This window comes from Alteraurantiacibacter buctensis, from assembly GCF_009827655.1.
GTDB classification, from domain to species: Bacteria; Pseudomonadota; Alphaproteobacteria; order Sphingomonadales; family Sphingomonadaceae; genus Alteraurantiacibacter; species Alteraurantiacibacter buctensis.
The window spans coordinates 477,386-499,254 of the sequence record NZ_WTYV01000002.1 but is presented as its reverse complement, the minus strand read 5'-3'; the positions used below and the strand labels follow the sequence as shown (position 1 = coordinate 499,254).

The 21,869-nt window shown below is 67.1% G+C and carries 19 protein-coding genes and 1 tRNA gene; 10 read left to right on the top strand and 10 right to left on the bottom strand.

The annotated features are described in order from the left end of the window. The first annotated feature begins 39 nt into the window (after positions 1 to 39). From GRI99_RS18455 to GRI99_RS06890, 4 genes are all read left to right on the top strand, one after another. A complete protein-coding gene (locus GRI99_RS18455) occupies positions 40 to 552 on the top strand; it encodes a hypothetical protein (protein ID WP_202392972.1) in 513 nt (170 codons plus the stop codon). After that, positions 549 to 1,100, top strand: a complete 552-nt coding sequence (locus GRI99_RS06900) for a hypothetical protein (RefSeq protein ID WP_337192886.1) — start codon at positions 549 to 551, stop codon at positions 1,098 to 1,100. Before GRI99_RS18455 ends, GRI99_RS06900 begins: the two co-directional genes overlap by 4 nt. Positions 1,101 to 2,025: 925 nt before the next feature. After that, on the top strand, positions 2,026 to 3,123 hold the full coding sequence (locus GRI99_RS06895) for a branched-chain amino acid aminotransferase (RefSeq protein WP_160771291.1): 1,098 nt from the start codon (positions 2,026 to 2,028) through the stop codon (positions 3,121 to 3,123). Beyond that, a complete protein-coding gene (locus tag GRI99_RS06890) occupies positions 3,123 to 3,416 on the top strand; it encodes a DUF3817 domain-containing protein (protein ID WP_237438178.1) in 294 nt (97 codons plus the stop codon). Before GRI99_RS06895 ends, GRI99_RS06890 begins: the two co-directional genes overlap by 1 nt. A gap of 3 nt (positions 3,417 to 3,419) precedes the next feature. On the opposite strand, the gene GRI99_RS06885 is transcribed toward GRI99_RS06890, so the two are convergent. The 4 genes from GRI99_RS06885 to GRI99_RS06870 form a co-directional block, all read right to left on the bottom strand. After that, positions 3,420 to 4,088, bottom strand: a complete 669-nt coding sequence (locus tag GRI99_RS06885) for a CDP-alcohol phosphatidyltransferase family protein (RefSeq protein WP_237438177.1) — start codon at positions 4,086 to 4,088, stop codon at positions 3,420 to 3,422. Between the two features lie 62 nt (positions 4,089 to 4,150). Then, complete coding sequence (locus GRI99_RS06880; protein WP_237438176.1) at positions 4,151 to 5,797, bottom strand: DUF8614 domain-containing protein; 1,647 nt, start codon at positions 5,795 to 5,797, stop codon at positions 4,151 to 4,153. 64 nt (positions 5,798 to 5,861) lie between these two features. Continuing rightward, positions 5,862 to 6,284, bottom strand: coding sequence for a carboxypeptidase-like regulatory domain-containing protein (locus GRI99_RS06875; protein ID WP_160771288.1), 423 nt, complete (start codon positions 6,282 to 6,284; stop codon positions 5,862 to 5,864). Between the two features lie 106 nt (positions 6,285 to 6,390). Next, positions 6,391 to 7,941, bottom strand: coding sequence for a GMC family oxidoreductase (locus GRI99_RS06870; RefSeq protein ID WP_202393004.1), 1,551 nt, complete (start codon positions 7,939 to 7,941; stop codon positions 6,391 to 6,393). 107 nt (positions 7,942 to 8,048) lie between these two features. On the opposite strand from GRI99_RS06870, the gene GRI99_RS06865 reads away from it, so the two are divergent. After that, a complete protein-coding gene (locus GRI99_RS06865) occupies positions 8,049 to 8,486 on the top strand; it encodes an MEKHLA domain-containing protein (RefSeq protein ID WP_202392971.1) in 438 nt (145 codons plus the stop codon). Here GRI99_RS06865 and GRI99_RS06860 read toward each other — a convergent pair. The 3 genes from GRI99_RS06860 to GRI99_RS06850 are packed head-to-tail and all read right to left on the bottom strand — an operon-like array spanning position 8,483 to position 11,572. Further along, entirely contained in the window at positions 8,483 to 9,463 is a 981-nt protein-coding gene (locus GRI99_RS06860) for a glutathione S-transferase C-terminal domain-containing protein (protein WP_160771286.1), read from the bottom strand. The two genes, GRI99_RS06865 and GRI99_RS06860, sit on opposite strands and share 4 nt — an antisense overlap. A 48-nt stretch (positions 9,464 to 9,511) precedes the next feature. Next, on the bottom strand, positions 9,512 to 10,525 hold the full coding sequence (locus GRI99_RS06855) for a DNA topoisomerase IB (RefSeq protein ID WP_160771285.1): 1,014 nt from the start codon (positions 10,523 to 10,525) through the stop codon (positions 9,512 to 9,514). 36 nt (positions 10,526 to 10,561) lie between these two features. Further along, on the bottom strand, positions 10,562 to 11,572 hold the full coding sequence (locus tag GRI99_RS06850) for a methyltransferase (protein WP_160771284.1): 1,011 nt from the start codon (positions 11,570 to 11,572) through the stop codon (positions 10,562 to 10,564). Between the two features lie 144 nt (positions 11,573 to 11,716). On the opposite strand from GRI99_RS06850, the gene yghU reads away from it, so the two are divergent. Then, the gene (gene yghU / locus GRI99_RS06845) at positions 11,717 to 12,589 is read left to right on the top strand and encodes a glutathione-dependent disulfide-bond oxidoreductase (RefSeq protein ID WP_160771283.1); all 873 of its coding nucleotides are present in this window, start codon (positions 11,717 to 11,719) and stop codon (positions 12,587 to 12,589) included. A gap of 9 nt (positions 12,590 to 12,598) precedes the next feature. Then, the gene (locus GRI99_RS06840; protein ID WP_160771282.1) at positions 12,599 to 14,311 is read left to right on the top strand and encodes an ATP-binding cassette domain-containing protein; all 1,713 of its coding nucleotides are present in this window, start codon (positions 12,599 to 12,601) and stop codon (positions 14,309 to 14,311) included. Between the two features lie 13 nt (positions 14,312 to 14,324). Here the strand turns inward: GRI99_RS06840 and GRI99_RS06835 are convergent. Next, positions 14,325 to 14,399: transfer RNA gene (locus GRI99_RS06835), tRNA-Gln, on the bottom strand. 97 nt (positions 14,400 to 14,496) lie between these two features. Beyond that, entirely contained in the window at positions 14,497 to 15,756 is a 1,260-nt protein-coding gene (locus GRI99_RS06830) for a lipopolysaccharide biosynthesis protein (protein ID WP_160771281.1), read from the bottom strand. An 83-nt stretch (positions 15,757 to 15,839) separates the two neighbouring features. On the opposite strand from GRI99_RS06830, the gene GRI99_RS06825 reads away from it, so the two are divergent. Next, positions 15,840 to 16,241 (top strand): VOC family protein, encoded by a 402-nt coding sequence (locus tag GRI99_RS06825; protein ID WP_160771280.1) that lies wholly within the window; start codon positions 15,840 to 15,842, stop codon positions 16,239 to 16,241. 8 nt (positions 16,242 to 16,249) lie between these two features. Continuing rightward, complete coding sequence (locus tag GRI99_RS06820) at positions 16,250 to 17,566, top strand: sulfatase-like hydrolase/transferase (protein ID WP_337192885.1); 1,317 nt, start codon at positions 16,250 to 16,252, stop codon at positions 17,564 to 17,566. Here GRI99_RS06820 and GRI99_RS06815 read toward each other — a convergent pair. Continuing rightward, on the bottom strand, positions 17,563 to 18,525 hold the full coding sequence (locus tag GRI99_RS06815; RefSeq protein WP_160771279.1) for a LysR family transcriptional regulator: 963 nt from the start codon (positions 18,523 to 18,525) through the stop codon (positions 17,563 to 17,565). The two genes, GRI99_RS06820 and GRI99_RS06815, sit on opposite strands and share 4 nt — an antisense overlap. Before the next feature lie 119 nt (positions 18,526 to 18,644). On the opposite strand from GRI99_RS06815, the gene GRI99_RS06810 reads away from it, so the two are divergent. Continuing rightward, a complete protein-coding gene (locus GRI99_RS06810; protein ID WP_160771278.1) occupies positions 18,645 to 21,776 on the top strand; it encodes a TonB-dependent receptor plug domain-containing protein in 3,132 nt (1,043 codons plus the stop codon). Positions 21,777 to 21,869: the final 93 nt, after the last annotated feature.

The following is a 21,869-nucleotide window of genomic DNA, read 5'->3' as shown; positions in this document are numbered from 1 at the left end:
GGCGGAACCACCGATTCGCCGCTGACGTTGAGAGGATCCATGTTGCACCAACCCCACCGCCTGTTTCCCCTGCTGGCCGCCGCCGTGCTGGCAGGGTGCAGTTCGGCAGAAGATGCGCCCGCTGCTGCGGCCTCGGCTGCCGCCGCCCAGATCCCGGCTGCTGCGGGCGCGCCTGCTGAGGCCCCTGGCGAATGGCAGGTGAACGAGGATGCCAGCGGGGTGAAGGCCAGCTTTGTCGGGACCGACGGCAAGAGCCTGCTGGCGATGAACTGCGACATGGCCACCACGGCGGTTACGCTCGCCATCGCCAACCCCACGCCGGGCAACACGGCCTTCGTGCTGCAGGCCGGCGGCACCGCCGCGCGGCTGGACACCGTGGCCGATGGCAATACCGCCGATCCGCACCAGGTTGCCGCCATCGAACGGCAAGCGCCGGTCTTCGTCGGCTTCATCCAGCCCGGCGGCACGATCACCGTGACCCAGCCGGGCGGGCCTTCCATTACCGTGCCATCAACCAGCGGCCTCGGCCGCGTGCTGGAGGGCTGCCAGTGAAGCACCGCCTGATGATCCGTTCCGCTCCCGCTGCGCTAGTCCTGCTGCTGGCTGGCTGCGTGCCGCCGCCAACCACCGCGCCCGCTCCCGCCCCTGCCCCGGCCCCCGCGCCTGCCCCCAACCCGGCCCCCGCGCCCGTCGCCAGCGCCGCGCCGGTGGCCCAGCCGGTATGGACCGACTGGGTGCACGCACCGCTCACCTCGGGCGACTGGACCTGGCGCAGCGAGGGCGGTGACAGCATTGCCGAGTTCCGCAGCCCGCAGGGGCGAATGGTGGCGCAGGTGGCTTGCACCGCCGCGCCCCGGCAGGTGTTCGTCTCCGCCTATGGGTGGAATGCCGGCACGCTGACGATCCGCACCGAAACCGCCGAGCGGCAGGTGGTGGCCAACCTCAGCGGCATGGCAGCGCGAATGGTCTTCCAGCCTGCCGACAGCCTGCTGGACGCGATCGCCTTTTCGCGCGGCCGCTTCGCCGTGGAGGACGGGCGGCAGGCGCTGTACCTGCCCAGCTATCCGGAAATTACCCGGGTGATCGAGGATTGCCGCTGAGGGGGACGGCGGGTGCTTCAGCACCAGGCCGGAAGCCCGCAATTCTGACGTGGAAAAAGATTATTACAAGTCTTGCGTTGCGCCGCACAAAGACTCACATTCCCTCCCAAGGCCAGCGGTTAACGCGGTCTTCGCCCGCAGGGCTACCTTCGGGTGTAGGCTCAACAGCGCGAAAGGAGGTGATCCGATGTCTCATGGTTCAGCAAGGGGGTCGGTAAGTTTCCGCACGGAGCATTATCGCGCGTAACCGCACGGTAGAGGCTTTCGTGGCGGCCCTTCCGGCCGCTGACCATGCGAAAGGCGGTTCCCGGTTTGCCGGGGCCGCCTTTCTCATTTTTTCTGCCTCAGGCGTCGGCGCGGGCATCCGCCCGCTTGGCTATCCTCGCTACCGGTCGGCTTCGCCTCCCTTCGCTGCGGACGCGCGTTCGCGCTTGCGAGCCTGCGGCCCGTTGGAGATCGCCTGAAAAGCACTGGTCCGCTTCGCGAGCCGCGAACCGCAAGGCCGAACGTCCGCCCGCAGGTGGCCCGTAGCGTAGCGGAGGGAACAGCACCGAGGACGAGAGCGCGGATGCGCGCTCGCAATCAGGAGGTCTTCTTTTCCAGCACCGGCGGGTTGTTGCCGGCCTTCTTGGCGGCAATGGCTTCGGCTTCCTTCTTGGCGGCGATGATCTTTGGATCGGTTTCGGCCATCTCTGGGCTCCTCTCTTCTGGCGAGTCGCGTCGACTTGCGGCGGCCATCCTACACCCTTGTACCGGCGGCAGAAGTGCCACCGGGCGCACCGTGCAAGTGCCCCCTTCCCCTGCACCGCTTAGGCAGCTAGCAATGAAGCGAAAACTCGTTGCGAAAGATATAATATTTCGATCTTTCATTGTGCATTGAAATTTTATATCGCGCACTCCGCTCAATTTGTAAGGATTCGCACCCATGGCGACTCTCGCCGAAAATCCGCTGGCCATCACCACGCTGCCCCACCTCGCACCGGCTCTGGCCGATGTGCGCGCGGCGGCGATTGCGGAGCCGGGTTTCGGCAGGGTGTTCACCGATCACATGGTGGTGATCGACTATGACGAGGGCACCGGGTGGCACAATGCCGTGCTGGGCCCGCGCGGCCCCATCCCGCTCGATCCCGCCGCATCGGTGCTGCACTATGCGCAGGAGATCTTCGAAGGGCTGAAGGCCTATCGCCTGGCCGATGGCACGATGGCGCTGTTCCGGCCGGACCAGAACGCCCGCCGCTTCAACGAAAGCGCCAAGCGGCTGGCCATGCCGGAAATCCCCGAGGACCTGTTCATCGAGGCGGTGCGCCAGCTGGTGCTGGCCGATGCCGACTGGTTCCCACAGGTCGACGGCGGATCGCTCTATATCCGCCCCTTCATGTTCGCCAGCGAGCCCTTCCTGGGCGTGCGGCCGGCCAGGCAGTACAAGTTCGTCGTGATCCTTTCCCCTGCGGGCAATTACTTCAAGTCTGGCGCTCCGGCAGTTTCCGTGTGGGTCAGCGACTATACCCGCGCCGCCCCCGGCGGCACCGGTGCTGCCAAGTGCGGCGGCAACTATGCCGCCAGCCTGGTGCCCACGGGCGAGGCGTTCCAGCACGGGCACGACCAGGTGGTCTTCCTTGACGCGGCCGAGCGCAAGTGGATCGAGGAGCTGGGCGGCATGAACCTGTTTTTCGTGTTCGACGATGGCAGCCTGCTGACCCCGCCGCTGACCGGCACGATCCTGCCCGGCATCACCCGCGACAGCCTGCTGACGCTGGCGCGCGAGGAAGGGCTGACCGTGCGCGAGGAGCGCTACAGCATCGACCAGTGGCGCGATGACAGCGCCTCTGGCCGCCTGGTGGAAACCTTCGCCTGCGGCACCGCCGCCGTGGTCACCCCCGTTGGCCGCGTGGCCGGGCGGGCGCACGATTTCACCATCGGCAGCGGCGGCCCCGGCCAGTTGACCGGCAAGCTGAAGCAGCGGCTGGTGGATATCCAGCGCGGCACCGCGGCAGACACCCACGGCTGGGTGATGAAGCTGTAATGCTGAAACTGTTCCGGGGCGTGGCGCTGGTGGAAGGCGTCACCACGCTGGCCCTGTTCCTTGTCGCCATGCCGCTGAAATACTGGGGCGATAACCCCGTGCTGGTGCCGCCGGTGGGCATGGCCCACGGCGTGGCCTGGGTGGCCTATATGCTGGCCATGGTGATCTGCCTGCCGGGCAAGGGTTTCTCGCTGCTGGACCTGCTGCGCACCTTCGTAGCCGGGCTGGTGCCCTTCGGCACGTTCCTGAACGACGGGCTGATCCGGCGGAAGATGGCGGCGCTGCCCGCCTGATCGCTATTTGCCGCGCTGGAAAAGCTGCCGCCCGGTAATTGCGGTCTGCCACAGGAAGATCAGGCACATGGCCGTGCCCAGCACCACCACATAGCCATCGAACCAGGTGAACGGCAGTTCGGCAAAGGGCTGGCCCACCGGTCCCTGCGGCCCCACCACGTACATCGCCACGCACAGCACGATCAGCATCATGCGCATCTCGGTGGGGCCACTGCCCAGATAAGTCAGACGGAACACCCCCAGCACGCGCGCGGAAATGAAGGTGTGGACCGAAAGCAGCAGGTAGCCCACCAGCCCGAACAACGCGGTATCCATCCGCAGGTAGGGGCTGAGGCCCATGCCCAGCACCAGCATGGCCTGCGACAGCGCATCAAGGCTGTGATCGATGAAATAGCCATAGTCCGGCCGCTCGATCTTGCGATGGCGGGCAATGGACCCGTCCAGCGAATCGCCGAACCAGTTAACCACGAAACCCAGCATGGCGAGGAACAGCCAGTCGCGACCCCAGTGGCTCAGGACGAAGCCCAGCGCCACCATGAACGACCCGAGCATGCCCAGCGCGGTCAGCCGGTCTGGCGTCCACCAGTGAGGCAGGCGCGGGCACAGCCACGCGATCAGCGCCTGCTCGGCGCGGCTGGTAATGCTCGTCTGGATACGAACGGGTGAACTCAAGGCGCCTCTCTCCTCCCGGGCGGCGGCTCTCTTGTCACACAACCGTAGCAATCGCCAAGGCTTTAGACCTGCCGCGGATAGACCGGGCGGATGTCCACCGGGATGTGCGCCATGGTGGCGATCACCGCGCGGCCGTGGTCGTCCAGCTTGCCATAGCGGTCGAAGAAGGCCGTGGTACCCTCGTAATCGCCGGTGGCCTGCAGCATCAGTTCGGTCCGCAGCAGCTCGCGAACGCCGCTTTCCATCTTCGCCGCGTCGATCACGTAGCGGCCTGCATCGGCATCGAAGCGGAACGCGCCATGTTCCTGCAGGAAGGCATATTGCACCGCCGCCCCCTTGGCGTGGGCTTCCTCCAGCCCGAAGCGCATGGCGCGGAACATGCCGGCAAGGTAGGTGGCGAACAACTGGTCCTTTTCCGCCGCCGGCAGCACGCCGCGGTCCATCAGGTAGAGGATGTTGTAGACCCCCATCACGTCGGCCTTGCTCTCCTCCAGCGCGGAGTGGAGCTCGCGCAGCTCGGCATCCACCGTGGTCTGCCGCCCGTCGACCGTGATGGAGCCCGGCCCCAGGCTGTGCGCCAGTTCGTGGAACAGGGTTTCCATTTCCATGTACTTCTTCTGCACCAGCAGAGCCTGGCTTTCGGTCAGCACCAGCGCGCCCATCGGTTGCAGGATCATGTCGAACTTGGCCCCCAGCACGTTGGCCAGGATCACCTTCTTGGCGCCCTTCGCCTCGCGCACCCGCTCGTCATTGGGCAGGTTGAAGGCGATGGTCTGCACGCCGGGCACGTTGTCGCCGCCGCCCTGGATCTGGTCGGCCACGGCAATGGGGCTTTCGAACCCGCGGCGGAAGTTCTTGTGCTCGTCCGGGATCGGCAGGTTGCCTTCCATGTCGCGCAGATAGCCGACATACTGGCGCAGGGCCTCGCTCTCGGCCGGATTGCGCAAGGTGACGAAGCTTTCGAAGGCGGTCTTCACCCCCATCAGCCGGTCGGTATAGACCTCATAGGGCCCGATGGCGACTTCGATGGGCGTGCCGGACAGGTCCATCCACGCCATCTCGCTGTCGAAATAGTCGTCGGACCGGAAGCTGTCGGCCCGCAGGGTCAGGAAGCGCTTGAGGCTGGGGTTGGTGGTAATTTCCGCTGCTTCGCGCAGCAGGCGGGCGGCGGGTTCCAGGAACTCGCGGTATTCGACCGAATAGGGCACGGCCACCAGGCTATCGCCCTCCCGCTTGACCACGGTGTAGGGGCTGAGGATCGCCTCGCGCTGGTCCGGGTGGGCCGCAAGGTATGCGTCCAGTTCCTCGCGCGTCAGGTCGGCCGGCCAGAAGCCCGCGCCTTCGGGCATCGCCGCATCGCCGTGGAACGGTCGCATGTCCGCGCCGGCATCCCAGGGGCCGAAGTTGCGGTCGAACATGTCGAGCAGGTCGGCATCGCCGGTGGCTGCGATTTCCGCCCGGATCGCGGGATTGTCCGGGCTGCGCTGGCGCAGATAGATCTCGCTCATCAGCGCGCTCGCCGCGATCAGCTTGTTGACCACCTGCCGTTCCTCGGCGGTCAGGTAGCTGGTGTCCACCTGCATCTCCACCGTGGCGAACTGGTCGCGGCTGGCGGCCAGGTCATAGCCATCGGCAGGCGCGTCCGCTCCCGGCGAGCAGGCGGCGAGGACTAGTGAGAGTGGCAGCAAGGCCTTGGCAAGAGCGCGCATGAGCATCCGATCCGGGAACAGGTGAAACTTGTTCCCCGGTGCCTAGCGGCTGGATGAGAGGCTGTCAGCCGGTAATGTCGGCCAGCGGGCGGGCGGGCAGGTCGGCGCTTTCGGCCAGCAGGCGGGCGGCCTGGCGGCGCACTTCGGCCAGGGCTGCCCCGCTGTCGGCCATGGACACTTCGCCGGTCACCCGCGTGCGGGCAGCGGCAGAGAGGAGAAACAGGTTGCGCCGCACGGTGCCTTCGGCGGGGACGACCACGGCGACGGCCTGCGATCCGGCCTGCACGCGATGTTCCCCGGCAGCCACATCGGCGAACACGTAACGGCCGTCAGCCCCGGTTACCGCCTGCTGCGCGCCGAGCGCCAGTTCCACGCCCGCGACGGGGTTGCCGCGCGCGTCGAACACGGTTCCCGCCACCTCACCCGCCTGCACAGGGAGAGAGGAGCAAAGGCCAAGCAAGGCGGCGAGGATGGCGGTGGTACGCAAGTGGCAAATCCGGCTGGCCGCGCGAGTCGGTCTGCCCGCGCACCTTCACCGCCGCCAAAGCCGCGCTTTGTGACGGTGCGATTACAGCGGTGTCACAAATGGGACTTCAGGCGATGGCCCGCAGCACCAGGTCGCTCGCCCGCTCGCCGATCATGATGCTGGTGGCATTGGTGTTGCCCTGCGGGATCGTGGGCATGATCGAGGCATCGGCCACCCACAGGCCCGCCACGCCCTTCAACCGGCAATCAGCGGTCAGCGGGGCTTGGGGATCCTCCGCCGCGCCCATCTTCACCGTGCCCACCGGGTGATACATCGGCAGGGTGGCGAGGCCCACATAACCGCGCAGCGCTTCCGCCGTGTCGCAGGCGGCACCGGGGCGCACCTCTGCCGTCACCTGGCCGCCGATGGCCGGCTGGCCCATGATCTTGCGAGCGATCTGCAAGCCTTCCACCAGTTGCGCGGTATCGTCCTCCACGCCGAGGAGCTGGTGACTGATTACCGGCGGGGCGTCGGGATCGTTGGCCCGCAGCAGGATCTGCCCGCGCGCCGCCGGGCGCATCAGGGCAACGAAAGTCGATACGCTGCTTTCCTTGCGCAGCGCCAGGTTGCCCTGCGGGGTCACGTCAAAGGCGAAGGCACTGAAGGCCAGCTGGATGTTCGGCGCAGGCAGGCCATCGCGGCTGCGGACGAAAGCCTGCGCGTGGCCGATGCCGGTGGTCAGCGCACCGCTGCGGGCGAACAGCAGCTGGGCCAGGCTCTTCACCCCCGCCAGGCCGCGCCCGTCATCGTTAAGCGTATGGGCGGAAACCTCGTTCACCAGATGGACGCCGGGGTGTTCCTGCAGGTTCTGCCCCACGCCCGACGCGTCCACCGCCACGGCAATGCCGTGTTCGGCAAGATGCGCGGCGGGGCCGATGCCGCTCAGCATCAGCAGGCGCGGGCTGTTGAGCGCGCCTGCGCACAACACCACCCCGTCGCGAGCGGTCAGCGAGAGCACCTCGCCCCCGCGCCGCACGGTCACGCCTTTCGCCCTGCCATCGGCCAGGTCGATTTTCAGCACCTGCGCTTCCAGCATCAGGTCCAGGTTTACCGGCTTGTTGGCCAGATAGCCGCGCGCGGTGCTGCTCCGCAGGCCGTTCTTCTGGCTGAGCTGGATGTAGTCCACTCCTTCGGCCTGCTGGCCGTTCAGGTCCGGCGAGCGGGGGAAGCCCGCCTCCTGCACGGCGGTGATCCAGTCTGCCGTCACGCCATAGCGGCTGCGCACTTCCGAAACCGCGATCGGACCCCCGGTCCCGCGCCATTCGTCGGCCCCGCGCTCGTTGTCTTCCAATCGGCGGAAGTAGGGGAGCACGCTGGCATAGTCCCAGCCGCTCGCGCCGGCCTGCGCCCATTGGTCATAGTCCCAGGCGTGCCCGCGAATGAACATCATCCCATTGATGGAAGAGCCGCCCCCCAGCCGCTTGCCAGCGGGCCATACGTCGGGCCGCCCGCCGATGGTGGGATCGGGTTCCGCCGAATACATCCAGTCGAACTGCGGGGTGTGGACCATGCCCGCCATCAGCGCGGGAACATAGCTGCGAATGTCACGGTGGCTCTTGCCTGCTTCCACCAGCAGCACGCGCTTGCCGCCTTCGGCCAGTCGGGTGGCCATGGCCATGCCTGCGCTGCCGCCACCGATCACGATCAGGTCTGGAGTGATTGTCACGATCGTTACTCTCCCATCCGCCCTCGCCCTTTGGGCAGAACTGTGCTTTTGCGCAAGCGATGGATGACCGGGCGATGATGGAGGCGAGCGCGGGCACGCGCCTGGCGCTGCTGGGAGAGAGCTTCCGGCGGCTGACCGGGCGCGATCTTGGCCCGGATATCTGGAGCGCGGAGGCGGCCATCCTGGCCCACGATACCAGCACCCCGCCCCGCTTCATCTACGGCAATGCCCGCACCCTGGCACTGTTTCGCATGACACCCGCCCAATTCCTTGGCCTGCCCAGCCACCTGAGCGCCGAGCCCGCTCACCGCGAGGAGCGCGCCCGCATGTTCGCCAAGCTGGAGGCGGATGACGTGGTGTTCGGTTACGCCGGCGTCCGCATCGCCGCCGACGGCACCCGCTTCCGCATCAGCGACGCGGTGATCTGGAACCTGGTGGACGAAGCGGGAGTGCGCCACGGACAGGCGGCGTGGTTCGAGCGGGTGGAGATGCTCTAGGCTTCGCGCAACCACACGCCCTTCCCCGCCAGCCTCTCCCGGTCATGCGGCGTGCCCAGGTCCAGATCCGGCCCCACGCCCACGATGCCGTGCTTGTCGGCCAACTGGTAATACCCGGCCCGGATTTCATCGAGCTTCACCGTCTCGCTGATCCCCGGCCACTGGTACAGCTCGCGCAGGTAATTGCGCAGCGCCGGATAGTCCTCGATCCGCCGCCGGTTGCACTTGAAGGCACCGTGATAGCCGACATCGAACCGCACCAGCGTGGTGAAGGCGCGCCAGTCGGCCTCGGTCAGGTACTCGCCCGCCAGGTAGCGGTGCTGCGCCAGATGCGCCTCCATCTGGTCAAGCATGGCGAAGACTCCCGCCACCGCCTGGTCATAGGCGTGCTGGCTTATGGCAAACCCGGCGCGGTAAACGCCGTTGTTGAGCGCGGGGTAGATCGCCGCGTTCCAGCGGTCGATCTCGGGGCGCAGGGCTTCAGGGTAGAAATCCTGCCGGTCACCGGTCAGCCCGTCAAAGGCCGCGTTGAACAGGCGGATGATCTCGCTGCTCTCGTTGTTGACGATGCGCTGGCTGCGATCATCCCACAGGGTCGGCACGGTAACCTTGCCGGTCATCTGCGGATCGTGCGCGGTATAGAGCCGGTGCAGCGGAAAGCCGCCTTCCGCCGTGTCGCCGAACTGGTCGCGCGGGAAGATCCAGCCCTGCCCCGGAAGGCCGGGCAGCGCCCATTCGATCGCGACGATATCCTGCAATCCCTTGAGAACGCGCAAGGCCGTGGTCCGCCCGGCCCAGGGACATACCGCCGCCACCCACAGGCGATAACGGCCAGCCTCGGCGGGGAACTCTGCCCCCGGCTCGGCTGAAATGGCCGAGCGGAACTGGGCATCCTGCCGCCGGAACTGCCCGTCGGCGCCGATTTCCTCGGCCGCCGGTGCGCTGTCGCGCCAGACGCCGTTATAAAGTTGTGCCACTGCGTTCTCCCGTTGGCCCGCCGGCCTAGCGGGCAGCCGGACCGAAGGCTAGGCCACCAGCAGTTCGCGCGCTGCCGGGGCTTCCTCCAGGTGCGCCAGCAGGCCGCGCTCGTACCGGTCGAGCCAGCGGGTTGCGCGCGGCAATTGCAGGCTTTCGCGCCATTCCTCCTGCTCCCCCACCAAGGCGATCACCGCCGGGTGGACATAGGCCTTGCGGGTCACGGCCGGGGTATTGCCCAAGTGCGCCGCCACGTCTTCCAGCAGGGACTTCAGCGGCACCTTGCCGTCCGCCCCGGCCAGCAGGCGAAAGCCCATGACGCTGGCGTGCCAGGTGCGGAAGTTCTTGGCGGTGAACGGCTCGCCCATCGTTTCGGCCAGCCACTGGTTGACGCAGGTGGAGTTGACCTCATGGCACTGCGCATCGTCATCCAGCCACTGGAACAGGTGCTGGCCGGGCAGGTCCTGCATCTTGCGCACGGTCGCTGCCAGCCGTTTGTCGGTAAAGGTCACTTCGTGCAGCTTGCCGTGCTTGCCGCGGTACTTCAGCAAGACCTTGCTGCCGCTGACCGCCGCATGGCGATTGCGCAGGGTGGTGGCGCCGAACGATCTGTTGGCCCGCGCATAGCTTTCGTTGCCGATCCTCAGCGCCCCCAGGTCCAGCAGGCGCACCACGCTGGCGATCGCCTTGTCGCGGCCCATGCCCCGGGTGGTCAGGTCGCTCTCCACCCGGCGGCGCACCAGCGGCAGCAGCTTGCCGAACGACAGGCAGCCGTCGAACTTCTCGCTTTCGCGCGCCACGCGGAAATCTGGGTGATAGCGATACTGCTTGCGCCCCCTGGCATCCACGCCGGTGGCCAGGATGTGGCCGTTGGGCGCGGGACAGAACCAGGCATCGGTGTAGGCTGGCGGGAGCGCGATGGCATTCAGCCGGTCGATCTCGGCGCGATCGGTAATCCGCTCACCCTTGGCGTCGCAATAGGCCCAGCCGTGGCCGGACTTGCGGCGGGTGATGCCGGGAAGGTCGTCGTCGACGAAGATCAGCGCCTTGGAGTGCTTTGCCATAGGCCCGCAACGGCCGGGCAGCGGCGGCGTTCCGCCTCAGACGGGGCATACCTCGATGACGCTGTGGCCGGCAGGGTTGCGGCTGACCCGTTCGATCGCAAAGCCGGTGGCGGCAAACAGGGCGGCGAATTCGGCCAGCTTGCGCTCGCGCCCACCGGCCCAGGCCATCATCGCCAGGTCCGTGCTCTGCGCCTCGTCAGGCGCGGGCGGGTCGGACAGGATATGGTCGATCACCACCAGCCGGCCGCGGGCCGGGATGACGCGGCGCACGGTGGCCAGGATCGTGCGGCATTCCTCGTCGGTCCAGTCATGCAGGATCTGCTTCATCAGGTAGAGATCGGCCACCGGCACGGCCTCGAAGAAGGTTCCCTCCACCAGGTCCACCCGCTCGGCCAGCGGGCTGGCGGCAATGACCGGTCGGGCCAGCGCCAGCGTTTCCGGCAGGTCAAACAGCACTCCGCGCGTGCCCGGGTATTCGGCCAGCACGGCCAGCAGCAGGTCACCCATGCTGCCGCCGATATCGGCCACCGTGACGAACGGCTGGAAGCGGTGACTGGCAAACAGGAAGCGGATGACCCGCCGCGTCATCCAGCCCATGAATTCGCCGAACAGCGCACCCCGCTCAGGGTTGGCCGCGAAGTAGGCGAACACCGGCTGGCCGAAATACTCCGCAAAGTTGCTGTGCCCCGCCCGCAGCGCCGGCAACCAGGCGGAATTCATCAGCGCCGAGCTTTCGCAATTGGCCAGGTAGCCGCGCGCCTCGAACAGGCGGGCGGTGCGCGGCGTGGCCAGCCAATGGCCATCGTCCTGCCGCGCCAGCACCGCATGGCCAACCAAGAAGTCCAGCACCCGCGCCAGTTCGCCCTGCGGCACCTGGCCAAGCGCGGCCAGCTCCTCCGTGGTGGCCGGCCCCGCCAACAGCCGCTCCACGATCCCCGCCCGCAGCACCAGATTGGCCGCGCCCATGCCGAACAGCACTGTATGCAGGCTGGTGAACAGCCGGTCCGGATCATCCAGCAGGTCTCCGAAAACGATGCTCTCCGCCACGCGCCACTCCTCTCGCCGCCATGCCTAAGAGCACCGGGCGCGCGCGCCAAAGCAAAACCGTGCCTTTTCCCAAGTTTCGCTTGCTTGCCGCGCCATCGCGCGCCAGCCATCGTGCCGCCGACACAGTCTCAGGAGAGTGCGCCCATGTCCGATGTCTATGTTCCGCCCAAGGTCTGGACCAACGAAGCCGACAACGGCGGCCAGTTCTCGGCCATCAACCGCCCCACCGCCGGCGCGCGCGAGGAAAAGGAACTGCCGCAGGGCGAGCATCCGTTCCAGCTCTATTCGCTGGGCACGCCCAACGGGGTGAAGGTGACAATCATGCTGGAGGAGCTGCTGGAAGCCGGCTTTTCCGAGGCGGAATACGATGCCTGGATGATCCGCATCTTTGCCGGGGACCAGTTCTGGTCGGGCTTCGTGGACCTCAACCCCAACAGCAAGATCCCCGCCCTGCTGGACAGGAGCGGGCCAGAGCCGTTCCGCGTGTTCGAAAGCGGCGCGATCCTGCTGCACCTGGCCGAGAAGTTCGACTTCCTGCTGCCCCGGGCCAACCCGGCGCGGGCGGAAACCTTCAGCTGGCTGATGTGGCAGATGGGCAGCGCCCCCTTCATCGGCGGCGGGTTCGGGCACTTCTATGTCTATGCGCCGGAACGCTACAAGTACCCGATCGACCGCTATGCGATGGAAACCAAGCGGCTGTTCGACGTGGCCAACCGGCAGCTTGGCAAGACCGAGTTCCTGGCCGGCAATGATTACACGATTGCCGATATTGCCGCCTACACCTGGCTGGGGAACCTGTTCCACGGGGCCTACAACCGGTGTGACGTGTTCCTGGGCCTGGACGAATATACGAACGTGGCCCGTTGGGTGCGGCAGATCGACCGGCGGCCCGGCGCCATCCGCGGGCGCATCGTCAACACCCAGGCCATGCCCGAGCGGCACAGCGCCGCCGACTTCGACAAGGTGGAGGACCGCACGCTGTTCAACCCGGTACGCACGCGGCCGGATGCGCTGTAACCCGCCAGCGTGAATGCTCTTGCCACCACCCGCCGCCTGCTGGGCGAGGCGCCTGCGGGGCACACGGCCCTGCTGCTGGCGCTGATGCTGGCCGCGCGGCTGACCGAAGGCGTGGGCGTGCTGCTGCTGGTGCCGATCCTCGATTCGCTGGGCGGCATGGCCAGCCCGGCCACCCCCGGGTGGATCGCCGCACTGCTGCCGCAGGAAACGGGCTTCGGCCCGCTGCTGGCGCTGTTCGTGGTGCTGGTGGCGCTGCGATCGGCGCTGGTGTTCGCCCAGCAGGTCGTCACCGTGCGCTACCAGATCCAGGTGGTCGATACCCTGCGCGAGCGGTGCTTCGACCTGCTGTTGCGAGCCGAATGGCGCTGGCTGTCGCAACAGCGGGCATCGGACCAGGCGAACGTGCTGACGGTGGGCATCAACCGCGTGGCCACCGGCCTCAGCAACCTGCTGACCCTGGCAGCCACGCTGGTCACCACCGTCACCTACCTGGGCGTGGCGCTGTTGCTGTCGTGGCGGATTACCCTGCTGGCCATTGCCCTGGGGCTGCTGGCCCACCTGCTGATGACCGGCATCCGCCGCAGCGCGGGCGATATCGGGCACAAGCTGGGGGTGGCCAACCGCGCGGTGCAGGCCAGCATCCAGGAAGGGCTGGCGGGCGTGCGCCTGACCAAGATCCTGCGCAACGAGGGCCGCCACCTGACCAGCTTCAGCAGCACGGTATCGGCCCTGCGCGGCGAACAGGTGCGCTTTGCCCGCAGTTCCGGGGCCACGCAGCGGGTGGTGGAGACCGGCGGCGCGCTGGTGCTGGCGCTGCTGGTCTATGCCGGAATCACCTGGTGGGCGGTGCCCGTGGCCACACTGCTGACGCTGGTGCTGGTCTTCGCCCGGCTGATGCCGCAGTTTGCCGGCGCCCAGCAGAGCCTAAACCTGTGGCTCAACGCCGCCCCCGCCCTGGCCGATCTCGACGCGGTGATGGACCAGGCCCGCGCCCACGCCGAGCCGCCGCACCCCCCTGCCGTTGTGCCCCTGCCGGTTGCCCAGGGCATCGAACTGCGCAACGTGAGCGTGATCTACGAAGGCCGGCCACGGGCAGCGCTGGACGGAATCGGCGTGACGATCCGCGCGCGCGAGACCACCGCGCTGATCGGGCAATCGGGCGCAGGCAAGAGCACGCTGGCCGACGTGCTGATGGCGCTGGTGACGCCCGATAAGGGCCAGGTGCTGGTGGACGGCCAGCCGCTGGCCGAGGGCAACCGCCATGCCCTGCGCGCGGCCATATCCTATGTCCAGCAGGACCCGTTCCTGTTCAACGACACGGTGCGCGCCAACCTTGTCTGGGCGCGGCCAGAGGCAAGCGAAGCGGAGATTGCCGCCGCCCTGTCAGCCGCCGCGGCCGATTTCGTCCATGCCCTGCCGCACGGGCTGGAGACCACGGTGGGCGATGGCGGTGTGCGGCTGTCGGGCGGCGAGCGCCAGCGGATCGCGCTGGCCCGGGCGCTGCTGGGCCAGCCATCGGTGCTGATTCTGGACGAGGCGACCAGCGCGCTCGACCCGGAGAACGAGGCCCTGGTGCGCGCGGCGATCCGCCGGCTGCACGGCAGCCTCACCATCGTGCTGATCGGCCACCGCCTGTCGCAACTGGACGAAGTCGACCAGGTGATCGAACTGGCGAACGGCAAGGTGGTTCGCAGCGGTCCGCCCGTGACGCCAGAGGCTTGAAGAGGCAGAAAGCTGGCTGGGGCGGCAGGATTCGAACCTGCGAATGCCGGTACCAAAAACCGGTGCCTTACCACTTGGCGACGCCCCAGCAGATCCCGCATTCGGGCGGGTGGGAGGCGCCCATATAGCGGGCCTTCCGCGTATGGAAAGAGGCTGCGGACACGCAGGTGCCGCAAACCTGCCGGTCAGGTCGCCGGCTTCGCCTGGGCGGGCGGAACCCCGGTGTCCTTGCGCGTGACGAGGTACAATCCGGTCACCGTCGCCACGCTGGCTCCCAGCACGGCCATGCCGGCACCCGCCGGGCCGTGGATGTCGATCAGCCACACCAGCGCACCCAGCGCGCAGGCCGTGGGCACGGCCCGCAGCAGGAAGTTGGTCACCGCCCGGCCGCGCGCCACCATCAGCGCTTCCAGGCTGGCCCCGCCCAGCTCGATGGCAGCGGCGGCGGACAGCAGGATCATCGGCGTATAGGCGCTGAGGAAGTCCTTCCCTGCGATAAGCTGGATCACGGGGCGGCCGAACAGCAGCGAAAGGACCACGGCGACAAGGCCGGTGGCGACGGCAATCTTGGCAATCCGCCCGGCGATGGACTTGGCCACATCGGGAGAACGGACCAGTTCCGGATAGGTCGCGCGCAGCAGCGCCTGGGCCAGCTTCAGCAGCCCCTCGCCCAGTTGCGCGGCCACGCGGTAGATGCCAGCCAGCGCCGGGCCGCCCAGCCCGCCGATCAGCAGCACCAGCACCTGGCGTGACGAGATCGACAGCATGCCCGACAGGCTGGTGCCGATCACGAAGGCCCAGGCTTTCTCATTACGGGCGGGAATCTTGCGCAGGCTGATGTGCTTCCAGAAAATCGGCTGCGTCTGCCGGGCGAAATACCAGTAGGTGGCCGAGGTGACGATCTCTGCCGCCGCCCAGGCCAGCAGGAAGCCCTCGATGGTGCGGGCGAAGAAGAAGGCCAGCGCCGCGCCCGCGATCCGCACCACGGAGGTGACGGCATCGGCCACCGCCGCCTTGCCGTACTTGTCGTGCAGGCGCAGGATGCCGGTGGGCGTTGAGCGGATGCACAGCAGCGCCACACAGGTATAGGCGAAGGTCTCCAGCCGCAGCCAGCCGGGCAGCGGCAACCAGTCTCCCGCGAACCACAGGATCAGCCCGGCGGTGATGATGCCCAGCGTGATCGTCAGTGCATCCAGCGCCAGGGCGAAGCCGGTGGCATCGGGCAGGGTTTCCTTGCTCTGCCCCCAGCGCACCACGGTCTGCCAGGTCTGGAACTGCGAGATGCCCGCCAGGGCATTGGCAAAGGTGACCGCCAGGGTGAACTGGCCGAAATCCGATACGCCCAGCGCGCGGGTGGCCAGGGCCAGATAGCCCAGGCTCAGCACGCCATTGATGCCGCGCGCGCCCATCAGCCAGCCGGTATTCTGCAACGCACGCTTGATCATCGTTGGCCCCACTGCCCCAGAAAACGCAGAATTGCAAAAGCGCTTTGTGGCGCTAGGTCTCAAATCGGAGAGGAAAACACCTGATGACTGAAAATTCGCCCGCCGCTGCGATCCGCTTCGCCTTCGTCAAACTCAATACGAACGACATGGACGGGGCGCTGGCCTTCTGGCGCGATGCCTTCGGCTTCCGGGTGCGGCAAACCTATGACGAGCCGGCGTTCCTGGAACATATCCTGGAGATTCCCGGGCAGGATGGCGGCCTGTCGCTGATGCTGGTGCAGCCCAAGGTGGCTGCGGTGATCGCACCAGGCACCGCGCACGGCCCGGTGGGCTTCCAGTGCAGCGATATCGTGACCACGCTGGAACACGCCTTGGCCGCGGGCGGCCGCAAGACGATGGACATCACCGAAGTCGCGCCAGGGGTAAAGGTGTGCCTGCTGGTCAGCCCGCAGGGGCACGAGATCGAGCTGGTGCAGGCGGGGTGAGCCTTTCCGTGACCGCGCGACCCAACTTCGTCTTCATCATGGCCGACGACCTCGGCTGGGCAGACCTGTCGTGTTACGGGCGGCAGGAATATGCCACCCCGGTGCTCGACGGGCTGGCAGCGCAGGGGATGCGGTTCACGCAGGCCTATGCCAATTCCGCCGTCTGCACCGCCACCCGCGTGGCATTGATGACGGGGCGCTACCAGTATCGCCTGCCGATCGGGCTGGAGGAGCCGCTGCAGGGCCGCGCGATCGGCCTGCCTCCCGAGCATCCGACGATTGCCTCGCTGCTACGCGATGCGGGCTATCACACGGCGCTGGTGGGGAAATGGCACCTGGGCGACCTGCCCCATTATTGCCCGCTGAAAAGCGGGTTCGAGCAGTTCTGGGGCATCCGTGGCGGCGGGGTGGACTATTTCACCCATGAACTGAACGGCGTGAACGACCTGTGGGACGGCGAGACCAACATCGACCGCGTGGGCTACCTGACCAACCTGCTGGGTGACCGCGCGGTAGAAGTGCTGGAAGGGTATGCGGCAGGAACCGCGCCGTTCTTCCTCAACCTCAACTTCACCGCCCCGCACTGGCCCTGGATCGGCCCGAACGACGAAGCGGAATCGCGCCGTCTGCAGGCCAAGACCGGCGATCCCATGCCGATCACCCACTACGATGGCGGTGACCTGGCCACCTATGCCGCGATGATGGGCAACCTGGACGAGAACGTGGGCAAGGTGCTGGCCGCGCTGGACCGGCTGGGGCTGGCAGACAACACTGCGGTAGTCTTCACCAGCGACAACGGCGGCGAGCGCTTTTCCCGCATGTTCCCCCTGACGGGGCGCAAGACCGAACTGCTGGAAGGCGGCCTGCGCGTGCCGCTGATCGTCCGCTGGCCGGGCCTGACCGCGTCGGGCAGCGAAAACAGCGCACAGGTGATGACGATGGACTGGCTGCCCACGTTCCTGGCTGCCGCCGGCAAGCCGCCCGATCAGGCGCACCCCAGTGACGGGATCGACGTGCGGCCTGCGCTGGCGGGGGAGCCCCTACCCCCGCGCGACCTGTTCTGGCGCTTCAGCCACAACAGCCAGCGGGCCGTGCGGCGCGGGGCGCTCAAGTATTTCAGCGCGGGCGGGCACGATTTCCTGTTCGACGTCGAAGCCGATCCGATGGAGCGGGGCAACCTGAAGGCGCGCCGCCCGGCCGACTTCGCCGCGCTGGTGGCGGCGTGGGAGGCCTGGAACGCCACCATGCTGCCGCCCGACCCGGCAGCGGGGCGGCACTATTTCACGGCAGACAAGCTGGCCGAATACTTCGGGGTGGACAGCTAGGTCACGCTGGCGGGCACCGCGTTCCAGTCGACCGCGATGGCCGGATAATCGGGATCCTGCAGCAGGCTGCCCACCAGGAACCGCTCCACCTGGTCCGCCGCTTCCCCGTCGCACCCCTCCTTGCGGGCATAGAGTAGCCGCCAGTCGTCCAGCGGATAGAGCAGCACCACATCCTTGCGCAGCGCGGCCGGCAGGATGGCGGCGGAAAAGCTGGCCACACCAAGGCCGCGATCGAGCATTGCGCCCATCACGTCATAGTACTGGGTATGAGCGACCACATGGCGTGGAAAGATGCCATGCCGCTCGTAGCTCTGCAGCGCCTCGCGTTCTTGCTCGCTGGTGGACTTGGGCAGGATGAATGGCAGGCTGTTCACCTGATCGGCCGCCAGCGGCAGTTCGCGGCCCTCGGCAAACTTGACGTGCCCGTAGATGCCACCGCGCACCATCGCAAGTTGCCGGCAGCCTTCGGCGACGGGGCGATCGGCCCGCTGGTTGATCAGCGCGAAATCATAGCGGCCCTGGGCGATCTGGCGGATCAGTTCGCCGAACGGCCACTTGGTCTCGAACTCCAGGTCGATGTGGGGATAGAGATCGTAGAAGGCATCCAGCTTGCGGCGGATATAGCCGTCGAACATGCCTTGCCCAACCAGCAGGCGGAAACGGCGCTTCTGAGCGGGCAGTGTCGGCACCTGGCGGCGGTGCGCAGCCAGCGCTGCCGCGGCGCGCTCGAACTCGCGCAGGTCCTCCAGGAAGGCCACCCCTTCGGGCCGCAGGCCGGGGCGCTGGCCAGGTTTGCGATCGAACAGTTCGACACCCAGTTGCTCCTCCAGCGTGCGGATCTGGTTGCTTACCGATGCCTGTGAGATGCCCATCTCCTCGGCACACTGGCGAAAGCTGCTGGTAGCGCACAGGGCCGCAAAAACCTCGAGCTGCCGCAAGGTGAAAGGAAGGCTCGGCATTATCGGTTCCCGCGTTGCTATAACCTGTGAGTTATGGGGTTATCACTTTGGAGTGTGTTGCTTCAAGTCCTCCGGCAGGGGCATCCTCGGCGGCATAAAACATGAGGGGAGATCTGGAAGTGACAACTGCGACGCATTCTGCGCGCCCGCTTGGGCGTACCCGGAACCGCTGGCTGGCCTGTGGTGCCAGCGCCCTGGCCCTGGTCATGGGCAGCACCGCCGCCCAGGCACAGGATGATGCCGCCGACGCCGAAGAGGACGTGATCACCGTCACCGGCTCGCGCATCCGCACCGATGGCATGCAGGCCCCCGTGCCGGTGACCGTGGTGGCGGCCGAGGAGATCGAATCGCTCTCCCCCGGCGCGCTGATTACCGGCGTTTCGCAGCTTCCGCAGTTCTACGGCAACCAGACCCCCAACAGCGGCAACTTCTTCCTGCGGTCCGGCTATGGCGCGCTCAACATGCGCGGGCTTGGCACAAACCGCACGCTGACGCTGCTCAACGGCCGCCGCGTGCCCAGCACAAGCGCCTTTGGCGGCGTGGACATCAACCTGTTCCCCGAAGCCATGCTGCGGAGCGTGGAGACCACCACCGGCGGCGCATCGGCGGCCTATGGTTCCGACGCCGTGGCGGGCGTGGTCAACTTCATCCTCGATACCGATTACGACGGGCTGGAGATCAACGTCCAGGGTGGCATCACCGATCGGAATGACGGCGAGAACTACGAAGTCTCGGCCGCATGGGGCAGCGATTTCGCGGGCGGCCGTGGCCATATCCTGGCCTCGGGCGAATACTACAACCAGGAAGGCATCTTCACCTACGAAGGGCGTGACTGGTACCAGAGCTGGGCCCCCTACGGCGCAGGCACGGTGGCCGATCCGATCAAGTTCGCACCCGGTTTCGTTTCTTCGAACTCCACGCCTAACGGCCTGATCAACGCGCCGGGCACCGCCATCCACGGCTGGCGCTTCAATCCCGATGGCACCGTGGGTCCGGGCGTGACCGGGTCCATCCTGCAGAACGCCGTGGGCACGGCCGGATCGCGCACTGCCGGCACCGGCATCCCCGGCACGGCCGCCTATGCCGACAACAACGCCGAAGTGGCCAGCCTGTACCCGGACCTGGAGCGCTATTCGGCGTTCGTCTATGCCGACTTCGACCTGACCGACAACCTGACGGTGTTCGGCCAGTACCTGCACGGCAAGACCTCGATCTTCCAGTACAGCAACACCCGCGGCTCGTTCGGCGTGCCGCAGACGGCGCTGACCATCTTCAGCGGCAACCCCTATCTGCCGGCCAACCTGCAGACGCTGATGACGCAGAACAACATCGCCAGCTTCCAGCTGCGCCGGCAGGGCACCTTTGCCGACGTCGGGCAGATGTATATCGACGACCAGACCACGCAGCACATCGGCACCGCCGGCTTCCAGTACAACGTTCCCGGCGACGGGTTCATGAGCGACTGGAACATCGACGGCTTCTACCAGTATGGCCGGTCGCACCGGAACTGGCGCCAGCTTGGCCTGCGGGTTGACCGCATCTTTGCGGCGGTTGACGCGGTGCGCGATCCCAACAACTCCAACAACATCGTCTGCCGCGTATCGACCACGGCGGGCGGCGCAGCGGCCTTCCCGGGGTGCCAGCCGGTCAACCTGTTCGGTGCCGGGGGCGGCAGTATGCCCACTCCGGCCGGCTATGACTACGTGGTGGGCTTCGAGCCCGGGGTGTCGGTCACCGCGCCGGTCTATTACGCCAGCGACGGCTTCGCCTCCGGCGAGACGCGGACCTACGAGACCGAGGAGGAGAAGGTCTACAACACCATCTTCACCCAGCACTTTGCCGAACTGGCCTTCTCGGGTGACATCATAGACCTGTGGGCCGGCACCCTGGCGGGCGCCTTCGGCGGCTCGTACCGCCGTGATGGCGTGCGGCAACTGGTGAACGACATCACCAACCCGTCGGCCAACAACGATACCTTCCGTCCTGTGCGCTGTAACGATGCCAGCATCGGCCTGCGCGGGGTGAACCAGGGCGATTGCACCAACACCGTGGGCGTGCAGTTCTCCAAGGTTTCCAACATCCGCGGCAATGCGGAAGTGTGGGAAGCCTTCGGCGAACTGCTGCTGCCGCTGTACGACAGCGACAACTTCACCGCCAACGCCAGCGGCGCCTTCCGCTGGGCGGACTATTCGGGTTCGGGCCAGATCTGGGCCTACAAGGGCGGCCTGGAATTCGGCTTCCTGCAGGACCAGTTGCGCCTGCGCAGCACCTATTCGATCGACGTGCGCGCCGGCAACCTGTCCGAGCGCTTCGACAAGACCGGCGGCGTGGCCAACATCGACGATCCGCGCACCACGGGCACGGTGGAATCGATCGGCATCACCCGCTTCTCCGGCGGCAACCCGCTGGTGCGGCCGGAGGAGGCGGAAACCTTCACCGCCGGGCTGGTGTTCCGGCCCGACTGGTTGAGCGGCTTCTCGTTCAGCCTCGACTATTACAACATCCGCATCCAGGACGCGATCAGCCAGGTGGGCACCCAGTCGGTGGTCGACCGCTGCTTCAAGGACCAGGCGCAGGAATTCTGCGACCTGATCACCCTGGGCGACGGTTCCACCGCCACGCCGACCAGCACGGCCACCTTCACCGGCGCGCTGGTGGGGGACCTGTTCGTCAACGTGGCCCGCGCCACGGTGGAAGGGCTGGACGTGGAAAGCAGCTACAACACCGACCTGACCTTGTTCGGCGGTGACGAGACGCTGGGCGTGCGCGCCCTTGGATCGTGGCTGATCAGCCGCACCGAAACCAACAGTGCGGGCGTTACGTCCAATCTGGCGGGGCAACTGGGCTTCGGCGGCGGTGCCTACCAGCCTTATGCCGACTTCAAGATGACCGGCAGCGTGACCTATCGCAACGGTCCGTTCAACGCGATGCTGCAGGCCCGCTATACCGATGACGGGCTCCAGAACGCCTGCGGCCAGCCGGGTCGCTGCTCGTTCGCCACCTACAGCACCAGCGTCCATGCCGACAACCACGTGCCTTCGGTCACCTACCTGGACCTGCGGGTGGGTTACGACTTCGAGATTGCCGGGACCGAGGCGGCCGTCTCCTTCAACATCACCAACCTGACCGACGAGGATCCGCCGGTCACCCCGTCGTGGACGGCCTTGGCGGACAGCTCCACCCAGTACAACTCGGCCGTCTATGACGTGCTGGGCCGCCGCTACACCCTTGGCTTGCGGGTCAAGATGTAACACCTTGCGCGCGGCATCCTCCGCCGCGCCATGCGGCAGGACCGGTGTTTCCACCACCAACGGCACCGGTCCTGCCAACCCCGCAATCCTGAA

Coding starts and splice junctions, on each gene's coding strand:
- GRI99_RS06865 (WP_202392971.1), top strand. CDS start 8,049: ATGGATGACCGGGCGATGATGGAGGCGAGCGCGGGCACGCGCCTGGCG.
- GRI99_RS06855 (WP_160771285.1), bottom strand. CDS start 10,525: ATGGCAAAGCACTCCAAGGCGCTGATCTTCGTCGACGACGACCTTCCC.
- yghU (WP_160771283.1), top strand. CDS start 11,717: ATGTCCGATGTCTATGTTCCGCCCAAGGTCTGGACCAACGAAGCCGAC.
- GRI99_RS06895 (WP_160771291.1), top strand. CDS start 2,026: ATGGCGACTCTCGCCGAAAATCCGCTGGCCATCACCACGCTGCCCCAC.
- GRI99_RS06880 (WP_237438176.1), bottom strand. CDS start 5,797: ATGCGCGCTCTTGCCAAGGCCTTGCTGCCACTCTCACTAGTCCTCGCC.
- GRI99_RS06830 (WP_160771281.1), bottom strand. CDS start 15,756: ATGATCAAGCGTGCGTTGCAGAATACCGGCTGGCTGATGGGCGCGCGC.
- GRI99_RS06815 (WP_160771279.1), bottom strand. CDS start 18,525: ATGCCGAGCCTTCCTTTCACCTTGCGGCAGCTCGAGGTTTTTGCGGCC.
- GRI99_RS18455 (WP_202392972.1), top strand. CDS start 40: ATGTTGCACCAACCCCACCGCCTGTTTCCCCTGCTGGCCGCCGCCGTG.
- GRI99_RS06890 (WP_237438178.1), top strand. CDS start 3,123: ATGCTGAAACTGTTCCGGGGCGTGGCGCTGGTGGAAGGCGTCACCACG.
- GRI99_RS06825 (WP_160771280.1), top strand. CDS start 15,840: ATGACTGAAAATTCGCCCGCCGCTGCGATCCGCTTCGCCTTCGTCAAA.
- GRI99_RS06870 (WP_202393004.1), bottom strand. CDS start 7,941: ATGGCCATGGCCACCCGACTGGCCGAAGGCGGCAAGCGCGTGCTGCTG.